This window comes from Dactylosporangium sp. NPDC050588 (assembly GCF_040654975.1).
Classification (GTDB): Bacteria; Actinomycetota; Actinomycetes; order Mycobacteriales; family Micromonosporaceae; genus Dactylosporangium; species Dactylosporangium maewongense.
Genome location: NZ_JBFAJA010000082.1, coordinates 36647 through 54433 on the forward strand (window position 1 = coordinate 36647; position 17787 = coordinate 54433).

The following is a 17787-nucleotide window of genomic DNA, read 5'->3' on the forward strand; positions in this document are numbered from 1 at the left end:
GGCCGTCGGTCTGCCCGCTCACTTCGCGTCAACCGGGTCCGCGGGGGTGCGCTCGGCGGTGGCCAGGTACTTGCCGACCCGGGCGACCAGCATGGCCATCTCGTACGTGATGAGGCCGATGTCGGCGTCGGAACCGGTCAGGACCGCCAGGAAGGCGCCGTGCCCGGCGGCCGTCACCAGCATGAACCCGGACTCCATCTCGACGATGGTCTGCCGGACCGCGCCGGTGCCGAAGCGGCGCCCGGCGCCGCGGGCGATGCTCTGCAGGCCGGACGCGATCGCGGCGAAGTGGTCCGCGTCGTCCTTGGTGAGGCCGTCGGACGCCGCGAGCAGCAGCCCGTCGGCCGACAGCACCACGGCCTGCTGCAGGTGCCCGACGCGTTTGACGAGGTCATTGAGCAACCACTGCAACTCAGCGACCGGATGTTTCTGCTGCACCGAACTGTCTCCTTCTACCAGGTCCCGCCGCACTTACCGGGTCCGGTTCTCGTCGTCGGCTCCCGGCCCCGGGTCACCGGTGCCGTCGGACGCCTGTCCAACCTGCTCGGCCTGTTCGCGGCCGCGGACCGTCTGCTGCTGATAACTGGCCCAGCGGCGGCGGGTCTCGTCGGGGCTCAGGGGCGCGCCTGCCGCCCCGTTGGGGTTGTCCTGCGCCGTGCCGTTCGCGGCGGCCTGGCGGACCCGGCGGGGCAGGCCGTTCGGCGTCGGTGGCAGCGCGGCCGGTACAGACGGCGCCGAAGGAACGGGAGGCCCAGCGGGCGCGGAAGATACGGAGGGCACGGCAGGCACGGTGGGCGCGGAAGACACGGCGGCCGCGGGCGGCGCGGACTGCTCCACGGCGGCCGGCGGTGAGGCCGGCAACGAGGCCCGCACGGGGACCGCCGCCGGGGGGCGTGCGGCAGGCGGGGCGGTCCGCGCCGGGGGAGCGGCGACCAGGAGGCCGCCGGTGCGCGCGGTCGCGTGCATCGCCGTGACCTGAGCGCCCTCGTCGCCCGCCGTGAGCTCCGGCTGCGCCGCCTCCGCGGGCGCCGCCTGGGACGGCCCCACCTGGTCGGTGGCCACGATGAGCGACGCCGGGATCAGCACGATGGCGGTCGTCCCACCGTACGGCGAGCTGCGCAGCTCGACCCGGATGCCGTGCCGGACCGCGAGCCGGCCGATGACGAACAGCCCCAACCGGACCGTGCTGGACAGCACGAACTCCGCCGGTGCCTTCAGCTCGGCGTTGGCGGCGGCGAGGTCCTCGTCGTTCATCCCGAGCCCGCGGTCCTCCACCTCCACCACGTAGCCGTTGGTGACCAGCTGGCCGCTCACCTGCACCTGGGTGTGCGGCGGGGAGAAGGCGGTCGCGTTCTCGATCAGCTCGGCGAGCAGGTGGGCGGTGTCGCCGGCGGCGACACCGGCGACACCGGCCGGGTTCGGCGGCGCGACGGTGACCCGGGTGTAGTCCTCGACCTCGGCGACGGCGGCGCGGATGACGTCGATGACCGGCACCGGCCGGCGCCAGGTCCGCCCGGCGGTGGCGCCGGCCAGCACGATCAGGTTCTCGGCGTTGCGGCGCATGCGGGTCGCGAGGTGGTCGAGCCGGAACAGGCCGTCGAGGTTGTCCGGGTCGTTCTCCCGGCGCTCCATGTCGTCCAGCAGCGTCAGCTGCCGGTGCACGAGTCCCTGGGTGCGGCGGGCCAGGCTCAGGTACACGTCGCGGACGCTGCGGCGCATCTCCGCCTGCTCGACGGCGGTGCGGATCGCGGTCTCCTGCACCAGGTTGAACGCGGTGCCGAGCTGCCCGACCTCGTCGCGGCCGAACGCCAGGGGCGGCGCCTCGGTCGCGACGTCGACCGTCTCGCCGCGGCGGATCCGGTCGACCACCCCGGGCAGCCGCTCGTTGGCGAGTGTGAACGCCGCGTTACGCAGCCGCTCCAGCTGGCGCAGCAGCGACCGTGCGGTGGTGATCGAGATGATGATCGAGGCGATGACGGCGAGCAGGCCGAGGCCGCCGGCGAGCGAGATCCGCACGATGACGCCGATCGCGGCGGATCCGGCGCGGTCGATGAGATGGTCGGCGGCGCGCAGCACCAGCTCCCGCAGCTGGGCGAAGACCGGCTCCACGGTGGCCTGCCAGGTCGCCAGGTCCGTCGGCGGCGGCCCGTTCACCCGGCCCCGCTCGACGACCATGTCCTCGGCCGCGCGCAGCTTGTTGAACGCGTCGCCGTTGACCAGCTCGTCGTACGCGGCCCGGTCCGCCTCGGGCAGTGCGGCGGCGACCTCCGCGTACCGGACCCGCTGCGCCCCGACCAGTTTGACGAACTGGGTGTGCTCGGCGACGGTGAACCTGCCCGCGGCCAGGACACCGGCGAGCAACGCGTCCTCCTGGGACAGGATTTCACGGGCATAGCTGGCCTCGACGAGTGTCCGGCCGTCGTTGATGATTGCCGGGTCGTCGAGTGACGACAGCGCACCGAATACCAGTAACGTGTCGGAAACAATGTCGCTGAAGAATGCGGCGGTCTGGGTCCGGTCCGCCGTGCGGGCGTCGACACCGGCGCGTGTTTCACCGAGCCGGCCGAGCTTTCCCGCGACATTCTCAATACGCCGGTCGAGCGTGTCGCTGCCGGCGTCCCTGGCATCCCCGCCGCGCGCGAGCCGCTCGAAGTCCTGGCGTGCCGAGTCGGTGCGGGTCCGCTGGTCGGCGAGTGCCTGCCGGCGCTCGGCGGTGGGGTTGGCGACGTAGACGACCGTGAGCCGCCGCTCCTGCTGCAGCGCCTCCACAAGGGACTCCGCGGGCCGGCCGACGGTCTCGTCGAGCGTCGTGACCGTCAGCAGGTTGAGGCCTTCCCGCAGCGTCACGAACGCGGCGAACCCCCAGAGCGCGACGAGCGACGCCAGCAGGGCGACGATCTTCACCCGCACGTGTGAGCTGCCGGATCTCATTGACATTGTCTCCCGAAAGCCCACGCGCCCAACGGATTGACCTGGGATAAACCCGGATCACGCGATGCGCTGTTGATGTTGGACATGCAGTGGTGTGGTCACCGTCATTCGACAACGGGCACCGTAGCAGCGTGCGAACGGCCGCTCAAGTTGGCTGGTGACCGGTGTGCGGACTTCGGTGCCGGCACTAATCCGTGGCGGCCGGCGACGAAATTCCGTAACGCATTGCATTGTCCGATCCGGCCAGCCGGAATGCCGCGAGAACCGCGGCCCGGACAATGCGCGGCGGCACGTAGAGATCCTTGTCGTGCCACAGCGGCGGGTCCGGCTGCTGCCCGGACGTCGCGGCGAGGTAGGCCAGCCCGTCGGCCGCGGCGGCGTGCGCCCCGGGCTCGTCCAGCGCGGCGGTGAGCAGCAGGGTCTGCACCGCGTACGCCGTCTCCTCCGCGGTGCCGTGCCAGCGCCCCCAGGACCGGTCGGCCGCCTGGGTCGCGACGATCCAGCGCACCGCCCTGCGGATCGTGGCGGCCGGCTGGCCGCCGCCCAGGCGGCCGTGGCGGTGCAGCGCCGTCACGACACAGAACGTCGCGTAGTACGGCGACGCGTGCCACTTGTCCATCCAGCCGCCGTCGGGCAGTTGCTGCGCGCACAGCCACGCGGTGAGCTTGGCGACGACCGCGCGGTCCCGCGCGCCCGCCCAGGTGTGCGCGGCGACGTGGTGGCCGAACAGCTCCAGCACGTGCGCGTTCGTGGTCGTCGACGGGGTCCGCTCGCCGAGCCAGGTGCTGAAGTGGGTGTCGACCTCGAACGGCCACAGGCAGTCGACGGGCTGCGCCGCGCCGAGCTGCGCCAGCGTCAGCAGGGTGACCGAGGTGGTGTCGGCGTCCAGCGGCAGGCCCTCACCGCCGGCGAGCCCGCCCGGGCCGAGCGGCGCGGCCAGGGCGGCGGCGACCCGGTCGGGGCGCCCGACCGGGAACCCGGCGCCGATCAGCAGGCTGAGCACCCAGGCCCGCTCGAACGGCGCGATCGGGACGACGCTGGGCACCGGCCCGCCGTGCCGGCGGGTGACCGCCTCCAGGTAGCGCAACGTCGCCGAGGTCGGGCCGGCCGGATGCCCGGCCAGCCACGCGGCGGTGGCGGCGGGCGACGCACCGACCCCGCCGATCGGCGCGGGCCGCACCGGCTGGCTCGCGGTGAGCGGGCCGACGACCTCGAGGGAGTGCAGGAGCTTGTCTGGCACCGGCGCGCCCGCGTCCAGCATCGCCCGGATGCCCCGCAGCGGCCGGTCGTCCATGCCGGCCGGTGCCGCCAGCCGGACGCCGGCGAACCTGTCCAGGCCCGGCACCGGCCGGTCGGTGAGGGCGTCGAGGTGCGCGTTCACGAGGTCGACCAGGGCCGGCACGATCAGCTCGACCGCCGGCGTGTCCGGCACGTCCGCGACGCGCAGCGGCGCCGGGCCGGCCAGCCAGTCGACGAGCCGGTCGAGGCCCTGCCCGGCGGGTTCCGCGGCGGACGGGTCGCCGTCGCGGGCGGTGGCCAGCAGCGCCTCGGTCGCGCTGAGGGTCGGCGCGAGGGCGTACCCGCCCGGCTGGCCCCAGCCGCCGTCGGGGCGCTGGGTGGCGCGCAGGAACGCGACCCGGGCGGCGTGGTCGACCAGCCACGGCGCGATCGACACCAGCCGGCCGGTCTCGTACACCGACGGGGAGATGCGCCCCCACCGCGTGGCGGCGACCTCGTCCACGAGGTCGGCCGCGGCGGCCTGGAGGGCGGGTCCGGCCGGCGCCGGGCCGGGGTCCGGCGCGGCGCCGGCCACGCCGCTCACCGCTCCCGCCGGGTGATCGTCATCGCCAGCCGCCGGCTGGGCCGCAGCGTCACCGCGGCCCTCGGATGGACCGGGCCGTCGTCGCGCAGCCGCGGCCGGAACCGGCTGAGCATCGCCGCCACCACCAGCTGCGCCTCGACCATGAACAGCTGGCTGCCGAGGCACTGGTGCGGGCCGCCCGCGAACGGCAGGTACGCGAACCGGTGCCGGCCGGTCCGCTCGGGCCCGAACCGTTCGGGGTCGAACACGTCCGGCCGCTCCCACAGCGACGGCATGCGATGGGTCAGGTACGGGCTCATCACCACGGTGCTGCCGGCCGGGATCCGCACCCCGCCGACCACGTCGGAGGCCAGCGCGGTGCGCGGCAGGAACCAGCCCGACGGGTACAGCCGCAGCACCTCCTGCACGACCATGCGGGTGTACCGCAGCCGCGGCAGGTGCGCGGCACCCGGACGCTCGTCGCCGACCACGTCCTCGACCTCGGCCCGCAGCCGCTCCGCGACGGCGGGGTTGGCGTCCAGCGCCACCCACAGCCAGGTGAGGGCCATCGCGGTGGTCTCGGTGCCGGCGACGTACATGCCGACGACGTCGTCACGGATGCGCCGGTCGTCCAGCGGCTGCCCGTCGCCGTCGCGGGTCTGGCAGAGCAGCGCCACGACGTCGTCGGCGTCGGGTTGCCGGCGTCGCTGCGCGACCAGCGGGTACATGACCTCGTCGACGGTGCGCACCGCCCGCCGGAACGCGCGGTCGCCGGGCAGCGGCAGCCACCGCGGCGCGAACGGCAGCAGCATCCGGGCGGTCAGGGAGGTGAACGCGGTGGCGACGGCCTGACCGAGCCGGTCACCGTCGGCCGCCGCGATGCCGCCGCCGAAGAAAGCCCGGCCCAGCGCGAGGTCGGCGACGCGGGTCATCGCCTCGGCGACGTCGAACGGCCGACCGGTCGCGGCGTGCCCGTCGAGGGCGTCGACGGCCTCGTTGACGGTCACGGCGAGCAGGTCGGTCAGCGCGGCGACGTGCCGGGCGGCGAACATCGGGCGCAGCACCTCGCGGCTGGCCTTCCACCGCGGGCCGTCGCCGGAGATGCCGTTGCCGGTCAGCCGGCGCACCGGCTGCCACATCATGCCTTCGCGCACGTACCGGTCGGCGTGGCCGCTCAGGACGTGCTGCACGTCGTCGGGCCGGGTGATCAGGTAGGGCCGCAGGAACCCGAGGTTGAGCCGCACGACCGCGCCCTCGGCCCGGCCGGAGATCGCCTCGAGCTCGGCGAGCGGGTCGCGGGCGAACCTGACGGGTGTGCGGTAGGCGGCGACGGTGGCCGCGTCCCGCGGCAGCTCATGGTGCGGCGCCAGCCGCTGGGGAGGGGTGCCTGCCTGCAAGTCTTTCGCCCCTTTGTGCCCGGGCATCCATCATTTTCCACCGATGCCACATGACGAAGCTACGTGATCACGATCGGTAAGGGAATGGCGGAAGGTGAGAGCGTTTCCACATCGGCCGCTCCCACCCGCCCGGACTGCCCGCATACGGGTGCGAAGATCGACGATGTCGTTTGTGGCAGAACGACCCTGCCGCACGGTCCTGAGCGTTTTGCCCGAGCGCCGTACACTCGCGGCGGTCACGCACCGGACCAGACGGGGGATCGACGATGACAGTGCGCGTGCCGGACCTGCCGCCGCCGCACGACCTGTGGGCCGAGCCGGCCCTGCTGTCCGCCCTGGCCGCCGGCCGGCCGTCCAGCATCATGCCGGGCTACGACGTCACCGCCGACGGGCTGCGGATGCGCGACATCGGCAACGGCTGGTGGGCGCTGCTGCCCGTGGCCGGCGGCCGGGCGGTGCTCTACGGGCTCGACCTGGACAACAGCGAGATCGAGCTGTGTCGGGAGCCCGTCGACCTGCTCGCGGGCGGTCCGGCGTGGCTGCCGTGGTCCTTCCTCCAGTCGCTGCTCGCGGGTGGCGAGGTGATCGGCTTCGTGTACTGGTGGGACGGCACCGCGTGGAGCCGGGCCCGGTACCCGGCGGACCTGCGCGAGGACGGCTGCCGGATCCTGCTCGAGGAGGCGGCCACGGCGCTCGCCGAGGCGGTCGAGCAGCTCACCGACGACGACGCCGACCGGCAGCTGCTGCTGGCCCGCCTGCGCGACGCGGCCCGGGACCGCACCGCCGACCTGGCCCTGTTCGCCGCGGTGGAGCACGCCCGCACCTCGGCGCGCGAACCGGCGATCGACCCGGCCACCGCCCTCGCGGCGGCGACCCGGGCCGGGCTGACTCCGGGCAGCAGTCGGCCCGAGCACCCCGCCGGCGACGGCGAACCGGCCGGGCGCACGGTGCTGTTCAGCGGCCCCGACCAGCACGCCGCGCTCGTCGAGCGCGTCATGCGCGACGCGCCGGAGCAGCCGCGGCCGGCGCCCGCCGACGGCGGCGCGCTGCGGGACCTCGCGGCACACCTACGCGCCGACGGCACCACCGTCCTGACGCTGCAGTGGGGCCCGCGGTATCGCACGGCGTTCAGCACCGAGTCCGGCCAGCAGGTCACCGGCGCGCTCACCGACCTCGTGACGGCGCTCCATGACGCCGACGCTGACCCCGACTCGGGGCGCTGGCTCTACCTGCGCGTCGACGTCACCGGACCCGAGACGACGGTGCAACGGGCCTACGACCACGCCCCCGGCTGGTGGCGGGCACCGCACCCCACCGCCGGCCTGCCGCTGCTCCGCGAAGAGACGGCCGCCCGCACCGAGCGGTGGCGTCCACAGTGGACCGCGCTGCTCGACGTGTCCCTGGCGAAGACAGGCGTGCCTGCGCACCTCTGCCGTCCCGCGGCCGGTGCCCTGTGATCAGGCACCGGCCGCTGGACGCGTGACCCGGGCTTACTACGCGGGGACCTGGTCGAACTGCTCCCAGGCGCCGATCGCGGTGCGGTTGGCGATCAGCGCCGCGGCGCCGGCGTTCTCCGCGCAGACATAGCGGTTGTTCACCGTCGCGAGCAGGCTCACCGTGCCGTTGCCGTTGCGGATCAGCCGGAACGTCTCCCACGGGCCGGCCGCCGTACGGTTCGCGATCAGCGCCGCGGCACCCGCGTTCTCGGCGCAGACGAGCCGGCCGTTGACCTGGGCGCGCAGCGCGACGTTCCCGCCGCCGAGGTCGACGAGCTCGAACCGCTCCGCGGCGCCGACGGCGGTGGCGGCGGCGAGCAGGGGCGCGGCGCCGTTGTTCTGCGCGGAGACGTACCGGTTGTTCGCCCGGGAGCGCAGCGCGACCGCGGTCGACGGCGGCGGCGTCGACGGGCCGCCGGCGATCGGCTGGGTGGGGCGGGTGGCGGTCAGCGGCGTCTGCCGCTTGAACATCCGGCCGCCGTCGGCGGTGATGCGCAGGTAGTAGTCGGAGGAGCAGGCCACCCCGTCGGCGTCCAGCGCGGGCCGGCCGAAGTTCGTCGGCTGCATCGAGGCGTTCTCCGCCGTCTTCGCGATCTGGTTGCCCTCGTTGAACTCGTCGAACATCGACACGTACAGGCCCTGCGCGCCGAGCCGGGTCATGTTGTAGATGTGCCGCCAGTAGAAGTCGCCGTGGGCGCGGGCGCCGGCGGACAGGTCGCCGGGCATGACGCAGGGCTGGTAGTCGATGCCCCGGGCGTTGCAGTCGGCCTGGTCGCCGACGTTGACGCCTGCGTAGTACGAGTCGAGCCCGGCGATGTCGCCGGTGCGGCCGACCATCCACGGCGAGATCATGTTGAAGGCGTGGTACACGTCGAGGAAGCCGGGGCGGGAGTCGTTGACGCCGGTGCGCCACCAGGTCGGCACGCCGCCGATGACGTAGCAGCCCTGGGCCTTGAACCAGTTGACGACGTCCAGGCACGGGCCCGGCGCGAACGGGCGGCCGGAGTCGTTGAAGCCGAAGCCCCAGATGCACACGACCGGCTTGCCGTTCTGCCGCGCGTACGCCGGTGACGCGGTGTACGCCGACATCTTCGTCGTCCAGTCGGTCTTGATCTGCGACTGCATGTCGGTCCAGCTGGTGACGTCGTACATGATGTAGAACTTGCGGCCGTACGCCTCGGCGGCGCCGCGGACCTTGACGGTCATCGCGTCGCGGATGGGTCCTTCGCCACCGAACGGGTTGAACCGCTGCAACGCGGCCGTGTCGCAGCCGTAGTCGCGCATCCACTTGAAGTGGGTGTCGACCGTCTGCTGGTCGTAGGACGAGAACAGCGTGGCGGGCTGCCCGTTGCCGAGGTTCGCGTACGCCGTCGCGTACGTCTTCGTGTACTCGCGCATGTCGGGCCACGACACGAGGGTGGTGTTGCTCGGCGACGGCGGCTGGCTGTTGTTCGCGCTGTAGTGCCACCAGGCGTTGATCGGTGACCCGTCGCCGCGGCAGGCGAACCAGCCCTGGTAGCCGACGGAGATCTTGCCGACGACGTCGCCGGGGGCGCTGGCCGCGTCGGCGGTGCCGGCGACGTAGGCGGTCGCGCCGAGACCGGCGACGGCCAGCCCGGTGGACAGGACCTGGCGGCGGGACAGGCTCATGGGAGGTTCCTTCCAGAGGGAACGCGGGGAGGAGCGCGCCGACGCACCTGCTGGGACGGGACCTCCCGTGAGGGAGGGGAGGGATCACCGCCGTTGACGACTGTGTCAAGCGCATGGCGAGCTGTCAATGTGTACATCGGATGAATGCCTGCCCAAGACAGTTTTGAACCACACCAAAGGCAAACGTAAACCGTGCAGACATCGGTGGTGTCAGCGGGCGACCTCACCGAACGACCGCACCACGAGGTCGGGCAGCCGCCCGTCGAACGCGGTGACGGCGCCGCCGTCGCGGCGGGCGACACGGAACGTGTGGTCCTCGCCCGGCAGGAGGGTGACCAGGGCGTCGTCGACGACCAGCTCGTGCGCCGCGACGCCGAGCGTGGCGGCGAGCCGGTCGGCGAACACGCACACGTCCCGCAGCAGCGTCACGGCGGTGACCGTGACGTGCAGCGCGCCGTCCACGACGCGCACGTCGGCGCGGTGCTCGGGGCGGGGCGCGGTCAGCTCCCGCTCGGGCCGGTAGCTCCACGTGGTCCGTACGCCATCGGCGTCCACGACGAGCAGCTCGGCGTGCGGGTCCGCGGGACGGCCGACGCCGGCGTCGACGGGCAGGTGGACGAGCCCACCGGCGGGACAGCCGGCCCGCAGCCGGGCGCGGGCGTGTTCCGTGCCGTCCAACCCGATCCGCCGGACGAGGACGTCGGCGTGCCAGGCGGTGCCGGTGTCGTTGACGAGCGCGAGCAGGAGCCCCGCGTCGCCGGCCGGGTCGTGCGTCGGCCCCGGCCGCACGGGCTGGACGGTGGCCAGCCGCGGCGCGAACGAGCGGCGCAGCGCGTGCCACAGCGGCTTCTCGATGCCCGCGTGGTCGACCGCGGACCAGCTGATGGCCGGCCAGCAGTCGTTGAGCTGCCACACGACGACGCCGCCGCAGCGGTCGCGGGACCGCAGCCACTCGACGCCGGTGGCGACGGCGCGGGCCTGCACGACCTGGGTCGCGAAGTGCCAGTCGGCGCCGTCGGCGGGCACCGGCACGTGCGGCTGGAGGCCGCGGGTGAGCTTGTGCATGCCGTCGATCGCGCGCAGGTGGTGGCGGGTCAGCGTCGAGCCGGGCCCAGGTGTCTGGCCGTCGACGACGCGTTCGAGGGTGCTCCAGGCGGCCGGCCCGCACCAGCCCATCTCCGCGACGAACGCCGGATCGTGATCGCGGTAGTGCGCGTAGTCGGCCTCGTTCCACGGGTGCCACAGGTGGCTCGGGCCGTGCGTGTCGGCGGCCGGGTCGCGGTCGACCGTGCCCGACCACGGGGAGTTCGGCAGATACGGCCGGGTCGGGTCGAGGCGGGCGAGCACCCAGGGCAGCACGTCGAGGTAGTAGGCGGCGCCCCACCCGCGGGTGCCGAGCTGGTCGGCCCAGCCCCAGTGGTGCCAGCCGACGACGTTCTCGTTGCCGCCGCACCACAGCACGAGACTGGGGTGCGCCGACATGCGGGCGACGGCCTGCTCGGCTTCGGCGGTGACGAGGCCGAGCATGTCGTCGTCCTCGCAGTAGGCGGCGCACGCGAACAGGAAGTCGTGCCAGACGAGCAGGCCGCGCTCGTCGCAGGCGTCCAGGAACTCCTCGGTCGCGAAGTGGCCGCCGCCCCAGACCCGCAGGAGGTTGGCGTTGCCGGCGACGGCCTGCTCGATGCGGGCGGTCACACGTTGCGGCGTGGCGCGCCCGGCGAACGTGTCGTCGGGGATCCAGTTGTACCCGCGGACGCGGACCCGCCGGCCGTTGACGACGAGCGCCCAGCGGGTGCCGAGCGCGTCCGGGGACTCGTCGACGGTCACGGTGCGCAGGCCGACGCGGGTGGCCGCGGTGTCCAGCACGGTGCCTTCGTGTTCGAGCCGCACCTGGACGCGGTACAGCGGCTGCGCGCCGAGCCCGATCGGCCACCACAGCTCGGGGTCCTCGACGGGCACGGTGAGCCCCACCTCGTCCCCGGTCACCGTGCCCGTGGCAGATCCGGCGGGCCGTCCGGCGGGGTCGGTCAGCTCGACCCGCACCAGCGCACCTTCCGGCGCGTCACAACGGACGTGGGCGGTGACGTGCGCGGTGTCATGCGCCGGCTCCAGCGTCACGAGCGGCCTGACGTGTTCGATCCGGCCGGTGTACGTCTCCAGGCGGATCCCGCGCCAGATGCCGGCGGTGACGTGGTGCGGACCCCAGTCCCAGCCGAAGTTCGCCGCGGCCTTGCGCACGTGCGCGTACGGCTCGTCGTACGGGCTGGGCAGCGGCCCGTGCGCGCGTTCGTGCGCGAGCGCGGCGTCCCACACGGAGGTGAAGTGCACCTCGATGACGTTGTCGCCGGGCCGCAGCGCGTCGTCGACGGGCCACCGGTAGGCCAGGTGCTGGTCGCGGGCCGCGCCGACGTGCCGGCCGTTGACGTGGACCTCGGCGACCGTGTCCAGGCCGTCGGCGACGAGGTCGGTGCGGGCGCCGGGGGTGGGCGCCCACCGGACGAGGCGGCGGTACTTCCAGTGGGAGCGGCCGACCCACTCCTGCGCGTGCTCGCCCCAGCCGGCGTCCGGGTCGTCGATGAGCCCGGCGGCGAGCAGCGCGGTGTGCACCTCGCCGGGCACCTGCGCGGGGATCCGCGCCGCGCGCACGGGGTCCGGGACGGTGGCGGGGCCGCCCTCCCAGGTCAGCTCCCAGGTGCCGCCGAGGTCGAACCGGTTGGTGGCGGCGGTCGTCGCCGGCGTGGTGAGTGTCATCCCTTTACCGCCCCTGCGGTGAGTGCTTCCTGCATACGACGGCTTGCGAGCGCGTAGGTGACGTACACCGGCAACAGGGTGAGCACGGTGCCCGCGGTGAGCACCCCGACGTTGGTGGCGTCGGAGATGAGCGTGGGCAGTGCCACCTGGACCGTCCGCACGTTCGGGGCGGTGCCGGTGACGGTCAGCGAGAACAGGTACTCGTTCCAGAACGTGAGCAGCTGCAGGATCGTCACGCTGACGATGCCCGGCATCGCGATGGGGATGAACACGCTGGTCAGCAGCCGCCGGTGACCGGCGCCGTCGAGCGCGGCGGACTCCACGAGGGCCGGCGGCACGGTCCGCATGAACTGGGTCAGCAGCAGCACCGACAGCGGCAGGGCGCTGGCCGGCAGGAACAGCATCTGGAACTCGCGGGTGTAGAACAGTCCCAGCTTGATCGCCAGGATGACGGTGGGGATCAGCGCGGCGAACGGCGGGATGAGGAAGCCCGCGGAGAACGCGCCGGTGATCCACCGGGAGAGCCTGGTGTCCTGACGGGCCAGGGCGTACGCCGCGGGCACCGCCAGCGCCAGGGTCAGCGCGATCGCGACGACCGAGATGAGCAGCGAGTTGAACAGCGCCTGTCCGAGGCCGGCGGTGCGCCAGGCGGTGGCGGAGTTGCCCCACAGCCACCGCGACGGCAACGCGAACGGCCGCGTGAAGATCTCGACGTTCGTCTTCAGTGCGCTCACCGCGAGGTAGTACAGCGGCGCGGCGAGCAGCAGCGCGTACAGCCAGGACAGCACGGTCGCGGTGCGGCCCGCCGTGCGCCGGGTCGTGCGGGGGTTCATCGAGGGTTCTCCCGTGGGCTGCGCAGCAGGACGTGGATCAGGGCCATCCCGGCGATGCCGAGGAGCAGGAGCACGACCCCAACCACCTGGCTGTAGCCGAGGTCCCGCTGCGCGAACGCCTTCGCGTAGACCAGGTACGACAGGGTGGTGGAGGAGGTGCCCGGCCCGCCCTTGGTGAGCAGGAGGATCAGGGCGGCGGAGGTGAACAGCGTCCAGAGGTACTGCAGCATCGTGAGCGTGCGGACGTAGTCCTTGACCATCGGGAACGCGATCTGCCACATCGTGCGGAACCGTCCCGCGCCGTCGATGCGTGCCGCCTCCAGGACGTCGGCCGGCAGGCTCGCCAGCCGGGCGGCGAACAGCACGGCGGTCCAGCCGATGCCGCGCCACAGGTCGATGACGATGAGGCTCGCCAGGGCGGTGTCGGGGTCGGCGAGCCACGCGGTGGCCCACGTGTCCAGACCCACGCCGCGCAGCAGGCCGTTGACGCCGCCGTCGGGGGACAGCACGCCGTAGAAGACCATGCCGGTGACGGAGATGGAGATGAGGCCGGGGGAGAAGTACAGCACCGAGAGCACCCGGTAGCCGCGCGGTTTGGTGTTGAGGTGGTAGCCGAGCATGAACGCCAGCGGGATCATCAGCGGGATCACGACGGCGACCTGGACGGCGCTGTTGCGCACCGCGGCGTAGAACGCCGGGTCGGCGAAGACCTTGCCGATGTTCTCCGTGCCGGCGTAGGTGGGCTCGTACAGCAGCCCCTTCCACCGCAGCGTCGCGATGACGAACATCGCGGCGAGCGGGCCCACGGCGAAGACGGCGAACCAGAGCAGGGACGGGACCGTCAGCCAGAGGATGCGGGGCGAGTGCAGGCCGCCGCCGCGTCGCCGGCCGGCCGGGGCGGCCGGTGGCCGCGCGCGGGTGCGGACCAGGGTGCTGGTGGGTGACATCATGCGTTCCTTCGTCGCTGCGGGCGGGGCGGCGGTGCGCGCCGTCCCGCCCGGCTTGCGGGGTCGGCCCTTGGTGGCCGTGTCGAGCCCGGTTTCCGGGGCGTCGGCCCTTGGGGCCGTGCCGGGCCCGGTTTCCGGAGCGTCGGACCTTGAGGCCGTGCTGGGCCCGGTTTCCGGGGGTCAGCCCTTGGTGGCGGTGTCGAGTCCGGCGCAGATCTGCTGCGGCGTCGACTTGCCGTAGGCGCCGGTCAGGACCTGGATGATGCGATCGGACGCGGAGCCGATCCAGACGTCGGGCAGCACCGCGTAGTCCACCGTGGCGTCCAGGCCGAGCGACTGCGTCAGCAGCGGGTTGGTGGCGTAGGCGGCGAAGTCGCCGGTGGTCGGGGGCAGGATGCCGGAGTCCTTGACGAAGTCGCCCACGGACGCGTCGGCGTAGAACTTGGTGATGAACTTGCGCAGGTTGTCGATCCGGCCGGGCTCGGCGCCGCGCTTCGTGATCATGAACCCGACGCCGGTGAAGCCGCGGTACGCCGTCGGCTTCTTGAACGTGGCGCCGCTGGGCACCGGGAACCCGCCGAGGGTCGTGCGCTTGTCGATGCCGGTGCCGGCGGCCGTCGACTCGGTGTACGCCCACGAGCCGGCCGGCATGATCGCGGCCTTGCCGGAGTAGTACGCCGCGTACATGCCGTCGGCGATGAGCCCGGCGGCGTTGTCGACGAACACGCCGGCGTCGCGCAGCTGCGTGAACAGTTTGATGCCGTCCAGGACCGACGGCGTCGCGCAGTAGCCGCCCTGCTGCATGACCTTCTGCATCGTCGCGGCGTCGGTAAAGGACTGCGCGACCTGGTAGAAGAACTTCTGGCCGGTCCAGTCGTTGCCGCCGACGGCGAGCGGCGCGACACCCGTGGCGCGCAGCTTCGCGGCCGCGGCGATGAGCTCGTCCGTGGTGGCCGGGATCTTGTCGACACCGGCCTGCTTCAGCAGCTCGGTGTTGTACCACAGCGGCCAGCTGAACCCGGAGAACGGCAGCCCCTGCAGCTTCCCGCCGGCGCGCCATTCGTCCAGCGCCGCGGGCTTGATCTTGTCGGCGAGACCCCAGTCCTTGACGTACTGGTCGACCGGCACGGTGACGCCGGCGTCGAGCCAGCCGAGCGTCTTGTCGAACAGGTTGACGATGACCACGTCGGGCGACTTGCCCGCGGCCACCGCGTTCTCGACCTGGTCGTCGATGGTTTCGAGGCCTTCGGTGACGTTCACCTTGATGCCGGTCTCGGCGGTGAACGCCTGGAACACGCGGTTCTGCGCGGCGGCGGCGGAGTTGCCGGCCGACCAGCGGGTGACGACGTCGATGGAGTCCGGGGCGGCGGCGTCGTCGCCGCAGGCCGCGAGGGTGGGGCTGAGGGCGAGGGCGACGAGTGCGGCCACGGCGCGCACGGCCCGCGGCCTGGTGCGGTGGTCCATAAGGGCTTCCTTTACGCGTCTTCGGGCAGGGGAAGGCGGCAGCGCGTCGACGTGACGACCGGCGCTGCTCGCCGCGTGGGAAGGGGTGTCCCGGGCTGTGCTCGACACAGCGTCGCCGACGTCCAAGGCGAAGTCAATAACAAAGATTTTTAATCTATGAACTCAGAGATCCGGGGTTTCGTGTGCCGGGACCGGTGAAGTGGAGCCGGGTCAGCGGCTGGACTGGCGGACGGTCAGGCGCGCCGGCGCCGCAGTGACCGTGCGCGGCCGCGCCCCCGACAGGGCTTCGGCCAGGACCGATCCGACGAGCTCACCCAGCTCCTGCACGTCGTGACTGACCGCGCTCAGCGACGGCACGGCCAGCTGGCACAGCGCCGAGTCGTCCCACGCGACGAGGGACAGCTCGGCCGGCACCGCCAGGCCGAGGCGGGCCGCCTCGTGCAGCGCGCCGAGCGCCATGACGTCGTTGTCGAAGACCAGCGCGGTCGGCCGCTCGTCGAGCGCCGCGAGGGCGGTGACGGCACGGACGCCCGCCGCCTCGGAGTAGTCGCCGTCGAACGACGTCGTGCGGACGCCGTGCTCCGCCGCGACGGTCTCGAACGTGCGGCGCCGGATGATCGTGTGCGCCATCTGCGCCGGGCCGCCGACGTGGCCGAGATGCGTGTGGCCGGCCGCGACCAGCTCGCCGACGACGTCGCGCATGGCCACCTCGTCCTGCGTCCACACCGTCGGCAGCCCGTCGGCCGTGACCGGGTCGCCGATGACGACGCACGGCAGCCCCAGCCCCTTGACCAGCGCCACCCGCTCGTCACCGGGCAGCAGGTCGATCAGGATGACGCCCTGCACCTGCCCGTACCGGGCCCAGGCCCGCATCCGCTCCACCGCCTGCGGCACCGTGGCCACGACCTGCAGCAGCACCGGCACGCCCTGCAGGACCAGCACGCGCTCGATGCCGGCGATGAACTCGTGGAAGAACGGCTCGGCGCCCAGCACCTCCGCGTCGCGCACGAGCGCGAGGCCGACCGGCGTGTCCAGCCGCGGCCCGGACGCGGATGCGGTGGGTACCGCGGGCATGCGCTCCTCCTCGCCGACGCAGTGGTCTAGCCTCGTCCCCGTAATGTAGTCGTGCGACAGCGTACGGCGAGACGAGAGGCGGTTCAGCGTGGCGCGACGGGAGTCTGCGGCCGCGGGCCCCGGTAGCCGTGCGCTCATCGTGGACCTGATCCGCTCCTCCGGGCCGATCAGCCGGGTCGAGCTGGTCAACGCGACCGGCCTGACCCAGCCGACGATCTCCAACATCGTGCGCCGCCTCATCGACGACGGCGTCGTGCGGGAGACCGGCGACACCGTCGCGACCCGCGGCAAGCCGCGCGCCATGCTGGTCATCAACTCGCGCGCCGCCTACGGGGTGGGCATCCACGTCGGCGCGGACACGCTGACCTGCGTGGTGACCGACACCCGCGGCGGCACCGTCGGCCGGCAGCTCGTCGCCGCCCCCGCCGACGGCCGGCCCGAGAGCGTCGCGGCCCGGCTCGCCACCCTGTACCACGAGGTCACCCACGGTCTGGGGCTGCCGGCGCAGAGCGTGGCCGGGATGGCCGTCGTCGGGCCGGGACCGGTCGACGTGACGCGGGGCCGGTTCCTCGCGCTGCCGGGCCGGCAGGGGTCGGCCGGGCTCGACCTCACCCACGCCCTCACCGGCCGGCTCGGCGTGCCGGTCCTCGTCGACAGCGACGCCGCGGCGGCCACCGTCGGGGAGTTCTGGGGGCGGCAGGTGTCGCGGGAGCGCACCTTCGGCTGCCTGTACATGAACTCCGGCATCGGCTCCGGCGTGGTGCTGGACGGCGCCCTGCACCGCGGCGCGAGTTCCAACGCGGGCAAGCTCGGCCACGTCCCGGTCGTCCGCGACGGCGAGCCGTGCCACTGCGGCAGCCGCGGATGCCTGGAGCAGTACGCCGCGCCGCGCGTGCTCGTCGCCCGGGCCCGCGCCGTCCGGGGGCTGACCCGCCGCCTGCGCATCCGTGGCGAGGACGACGACGCGCGGGCCTTCGACGTGCTCGCCCGCGCCGCCATCTACGGCGATGAGCAGGCGCGCGCGCTGCTGGACGAGTCCGCGGCGATGCTCGCCGAGGGTGCCGTGCTGCTGGCGAACATGTGGGACATCGACACGCTCGTGCTCGCTGGGCCCGGCTTCGCCGTCGCCGGGTCGATCTACGTCACCGAGATCCGCCGCCGCCTGGCGGAGCGGGCCTTCGCCCGCGACGTGCACGACGTGCGGGTCGACCTGTCGAGCAACCCGCGCGACTCCGCCGCGATCGGCGGCGCGGCGCTGGTCCTGCAGGGTTCGGTCGCGCCCGGCCACGGCCCCGAGCTCGCCGCGAGGGTCTAGCGCCGCCCGCCGGGCCCGGGTACGGTGCACGGATCAACGACCGTCAGGTTGACGTCCCGCATCAGCACGCATAGATTATTAATCTAACTTAGTAGGGCGCTCTGGGTCATCGGCGGCCCGAGACGCCT

The 17787-nt window shown here is 73.2% G+C and carries 12 protein-coding genes; 2 read left to right on the plus strand and 10 right to left on the minus strand.

Translation table 11 applies throughout. From position 1 onward, the window contains the following. Positions 1 to 18: 18 nt before the first annotated feature. The 4 genes from AB0I21_RS43340 to AB0I21_RS43355 all read right to left on the minus strand — a co-directional run bounded on the left by AB0I21_RS43340 (position 19) and on the right by AB0I21_RS43355 (position 6129). Positions 19 to 438, minus strand: a complete 420-nt coding sequence (locus tag AB0I21_RS43340; protein ID WP_354900824.1) for a roadblock/LC7 domain-containing protein — start codon at positions 436 to 438, stop codon at positions 19 to 21. Between the two features lie 33 nt (positions 439 to 471). Continuing rightward, a complete protein-coding gene (locus AB0I21_RS43345; RefSeq protein WP_360569591.1) occupies positions 472 to 2931 on the minus strand; it encodes a nitrate- and nitrite sensing domain-containing protein in 2460 nt (819 codons plus the stop codon). 187 nt (positions 2932 to 3118) lie between these two features. Then, complete coding sequence (locus tag AB0I21_RS43350; protein WP_360569593.1) at positions 3119 to 4753, minus strand: prenyltransferase/squalene oxidase repeat-containing protein; 1635 nt, start codon at positions 4751 to 4753, stop codon at positions 3119 to 3121. Beyond that, on the minus strand, positions 4750 to 6129 hold the full coding sequence (locus AB0I21_RS43355; protein WP_360569595.1) for a cytochrome P450: 1380 nt from the start codon (positions 6127 to 6129) through the stop codon (positions 4750 to 4752). Before AB0I21_RS43355 ends, AB0I21_RS43350 begins: the two co-directional genes overlap by 4 nt. Before the next feature lie 266 nt (positions 6130 to 6395). Here AB0I21_RS43355 and AB0I21_RS43360 point away from each other — a divergent pair, with 266 nt between their 5' ends. Beyond that, positions 6396 to 7586, plus strand: coding sequence for a hypothetical protein (locus tag AB0I21_RS43360; protein WP_360569597.1), 1191 nt, complete (start codon positions 6396 to 6398; stop codon positions 7584 to 7586). A gap of 36 nt (positions 7587 to 7622) precedes the next feature. On the opposite strand, the gene AB0I21_RS43365 is transcribed toward AB0I21_RS43360, so the two are convergent. The 6 genes from AB0I21_RS43365 to AB0I21_RS43390 all read right to left on the minus strand — a co-directional run bounded on the left by AB0I21_RS43365 (position 7623) and on the right by AB0I21_RS43390 (position 16344). Next, positions 7623 to 9275 carry a glycoside hydrolase family 71/99-like protein gene (locus AB0I21_RS43365; protein WP_360569599.1) on the minus strand — a complete coding sequence of 551 codons (1653 nt, stop codon included), beginning with the start codon at positions 9273 to 9275 and terminating at the stop codon, positions 7623 to 7625. 210 nt (positions 9276 to 9485) lie between these two features. Beyond that, positions 9486 to 12026, minus strand: coding sequence for a glycoside hydrolase family 2 TIM barrel-domain containing protein (locus AB0I21_RS43370; protein ID WP_360569601.1), 2541 nt, complete (start codon positions 12024 to 12026; stop codon positions 9486 to 9488). Next, a complete protein-coding gene (locus AB0I21_RS43375) occupies positions 12023 to 12859 on the minus strand; it encodes a carbohydrate ABC transporter permease (RefSeq protein WP_360569603.1) in 837 nt (278 codons plus the stop codon). The genes AB0I21_RS43370 and AB0I21_RS43375 overlap by 4 nt, the downstream gene beginning before the upstream one ends. Beyond that, positions 12856 to 13809 (minus strand): sugar ABC transporter permease, encoded by a 954-nt coding sequence (locus AB0I21_RS43380; protein WP_360569605.1) that lies wholly within the window; start codon positions 13807 to 13809, stop codon positions 12856 to 12858. The genes AB0I21_RS43375 and AB0I21_RS43380 overlap by 4 nt, the downstream gene beginning before the upstream one ends. A gap of 177 nt (positions 13810 to 13986) precedes the next feature. After that, positions 13987 to 15270, minus strand: coding sequence for an extracellular solute-binding protein (locus AB0I21_RS43385; RefSeq protein ID WP_360569607.1), 1284 nt, complete (start codon positions 15268 to 15270; stop codon positions 13987 to 13989). 210 nt (positions 15271 to 15480) lie between these two features. Then, entirely contained in the window at positions 15481 to 16344 is an 864-nt protein-coding gene (locus tag AB0I21_RS43390; protein ID WP_360569609.1) for a substrate-binding domain-containing protein, read from the minus strand. A gap of 139 nt (positions 16345 to 16483) precedes the next feature. On the opposite strand from AB0I21_RS43390, the gene AB0I21_RS43395 reads away from it, so the two are divergent. Continuing rightward, the gene (locus AB0I21_RS43395) at positions 16484 to 17659 is read left to right on the plus strand and encodes an ROK family transcriptional regulator (RefSeq protein ID WP_360569611.1); all 1176 of its coding nucleotides are present in this window, start codon (positions 16484 to 16486) and stop codon (positions 17657 to 17659) included. Positions 17660 to 17787 lie beyond the last annotated feature (128 nt).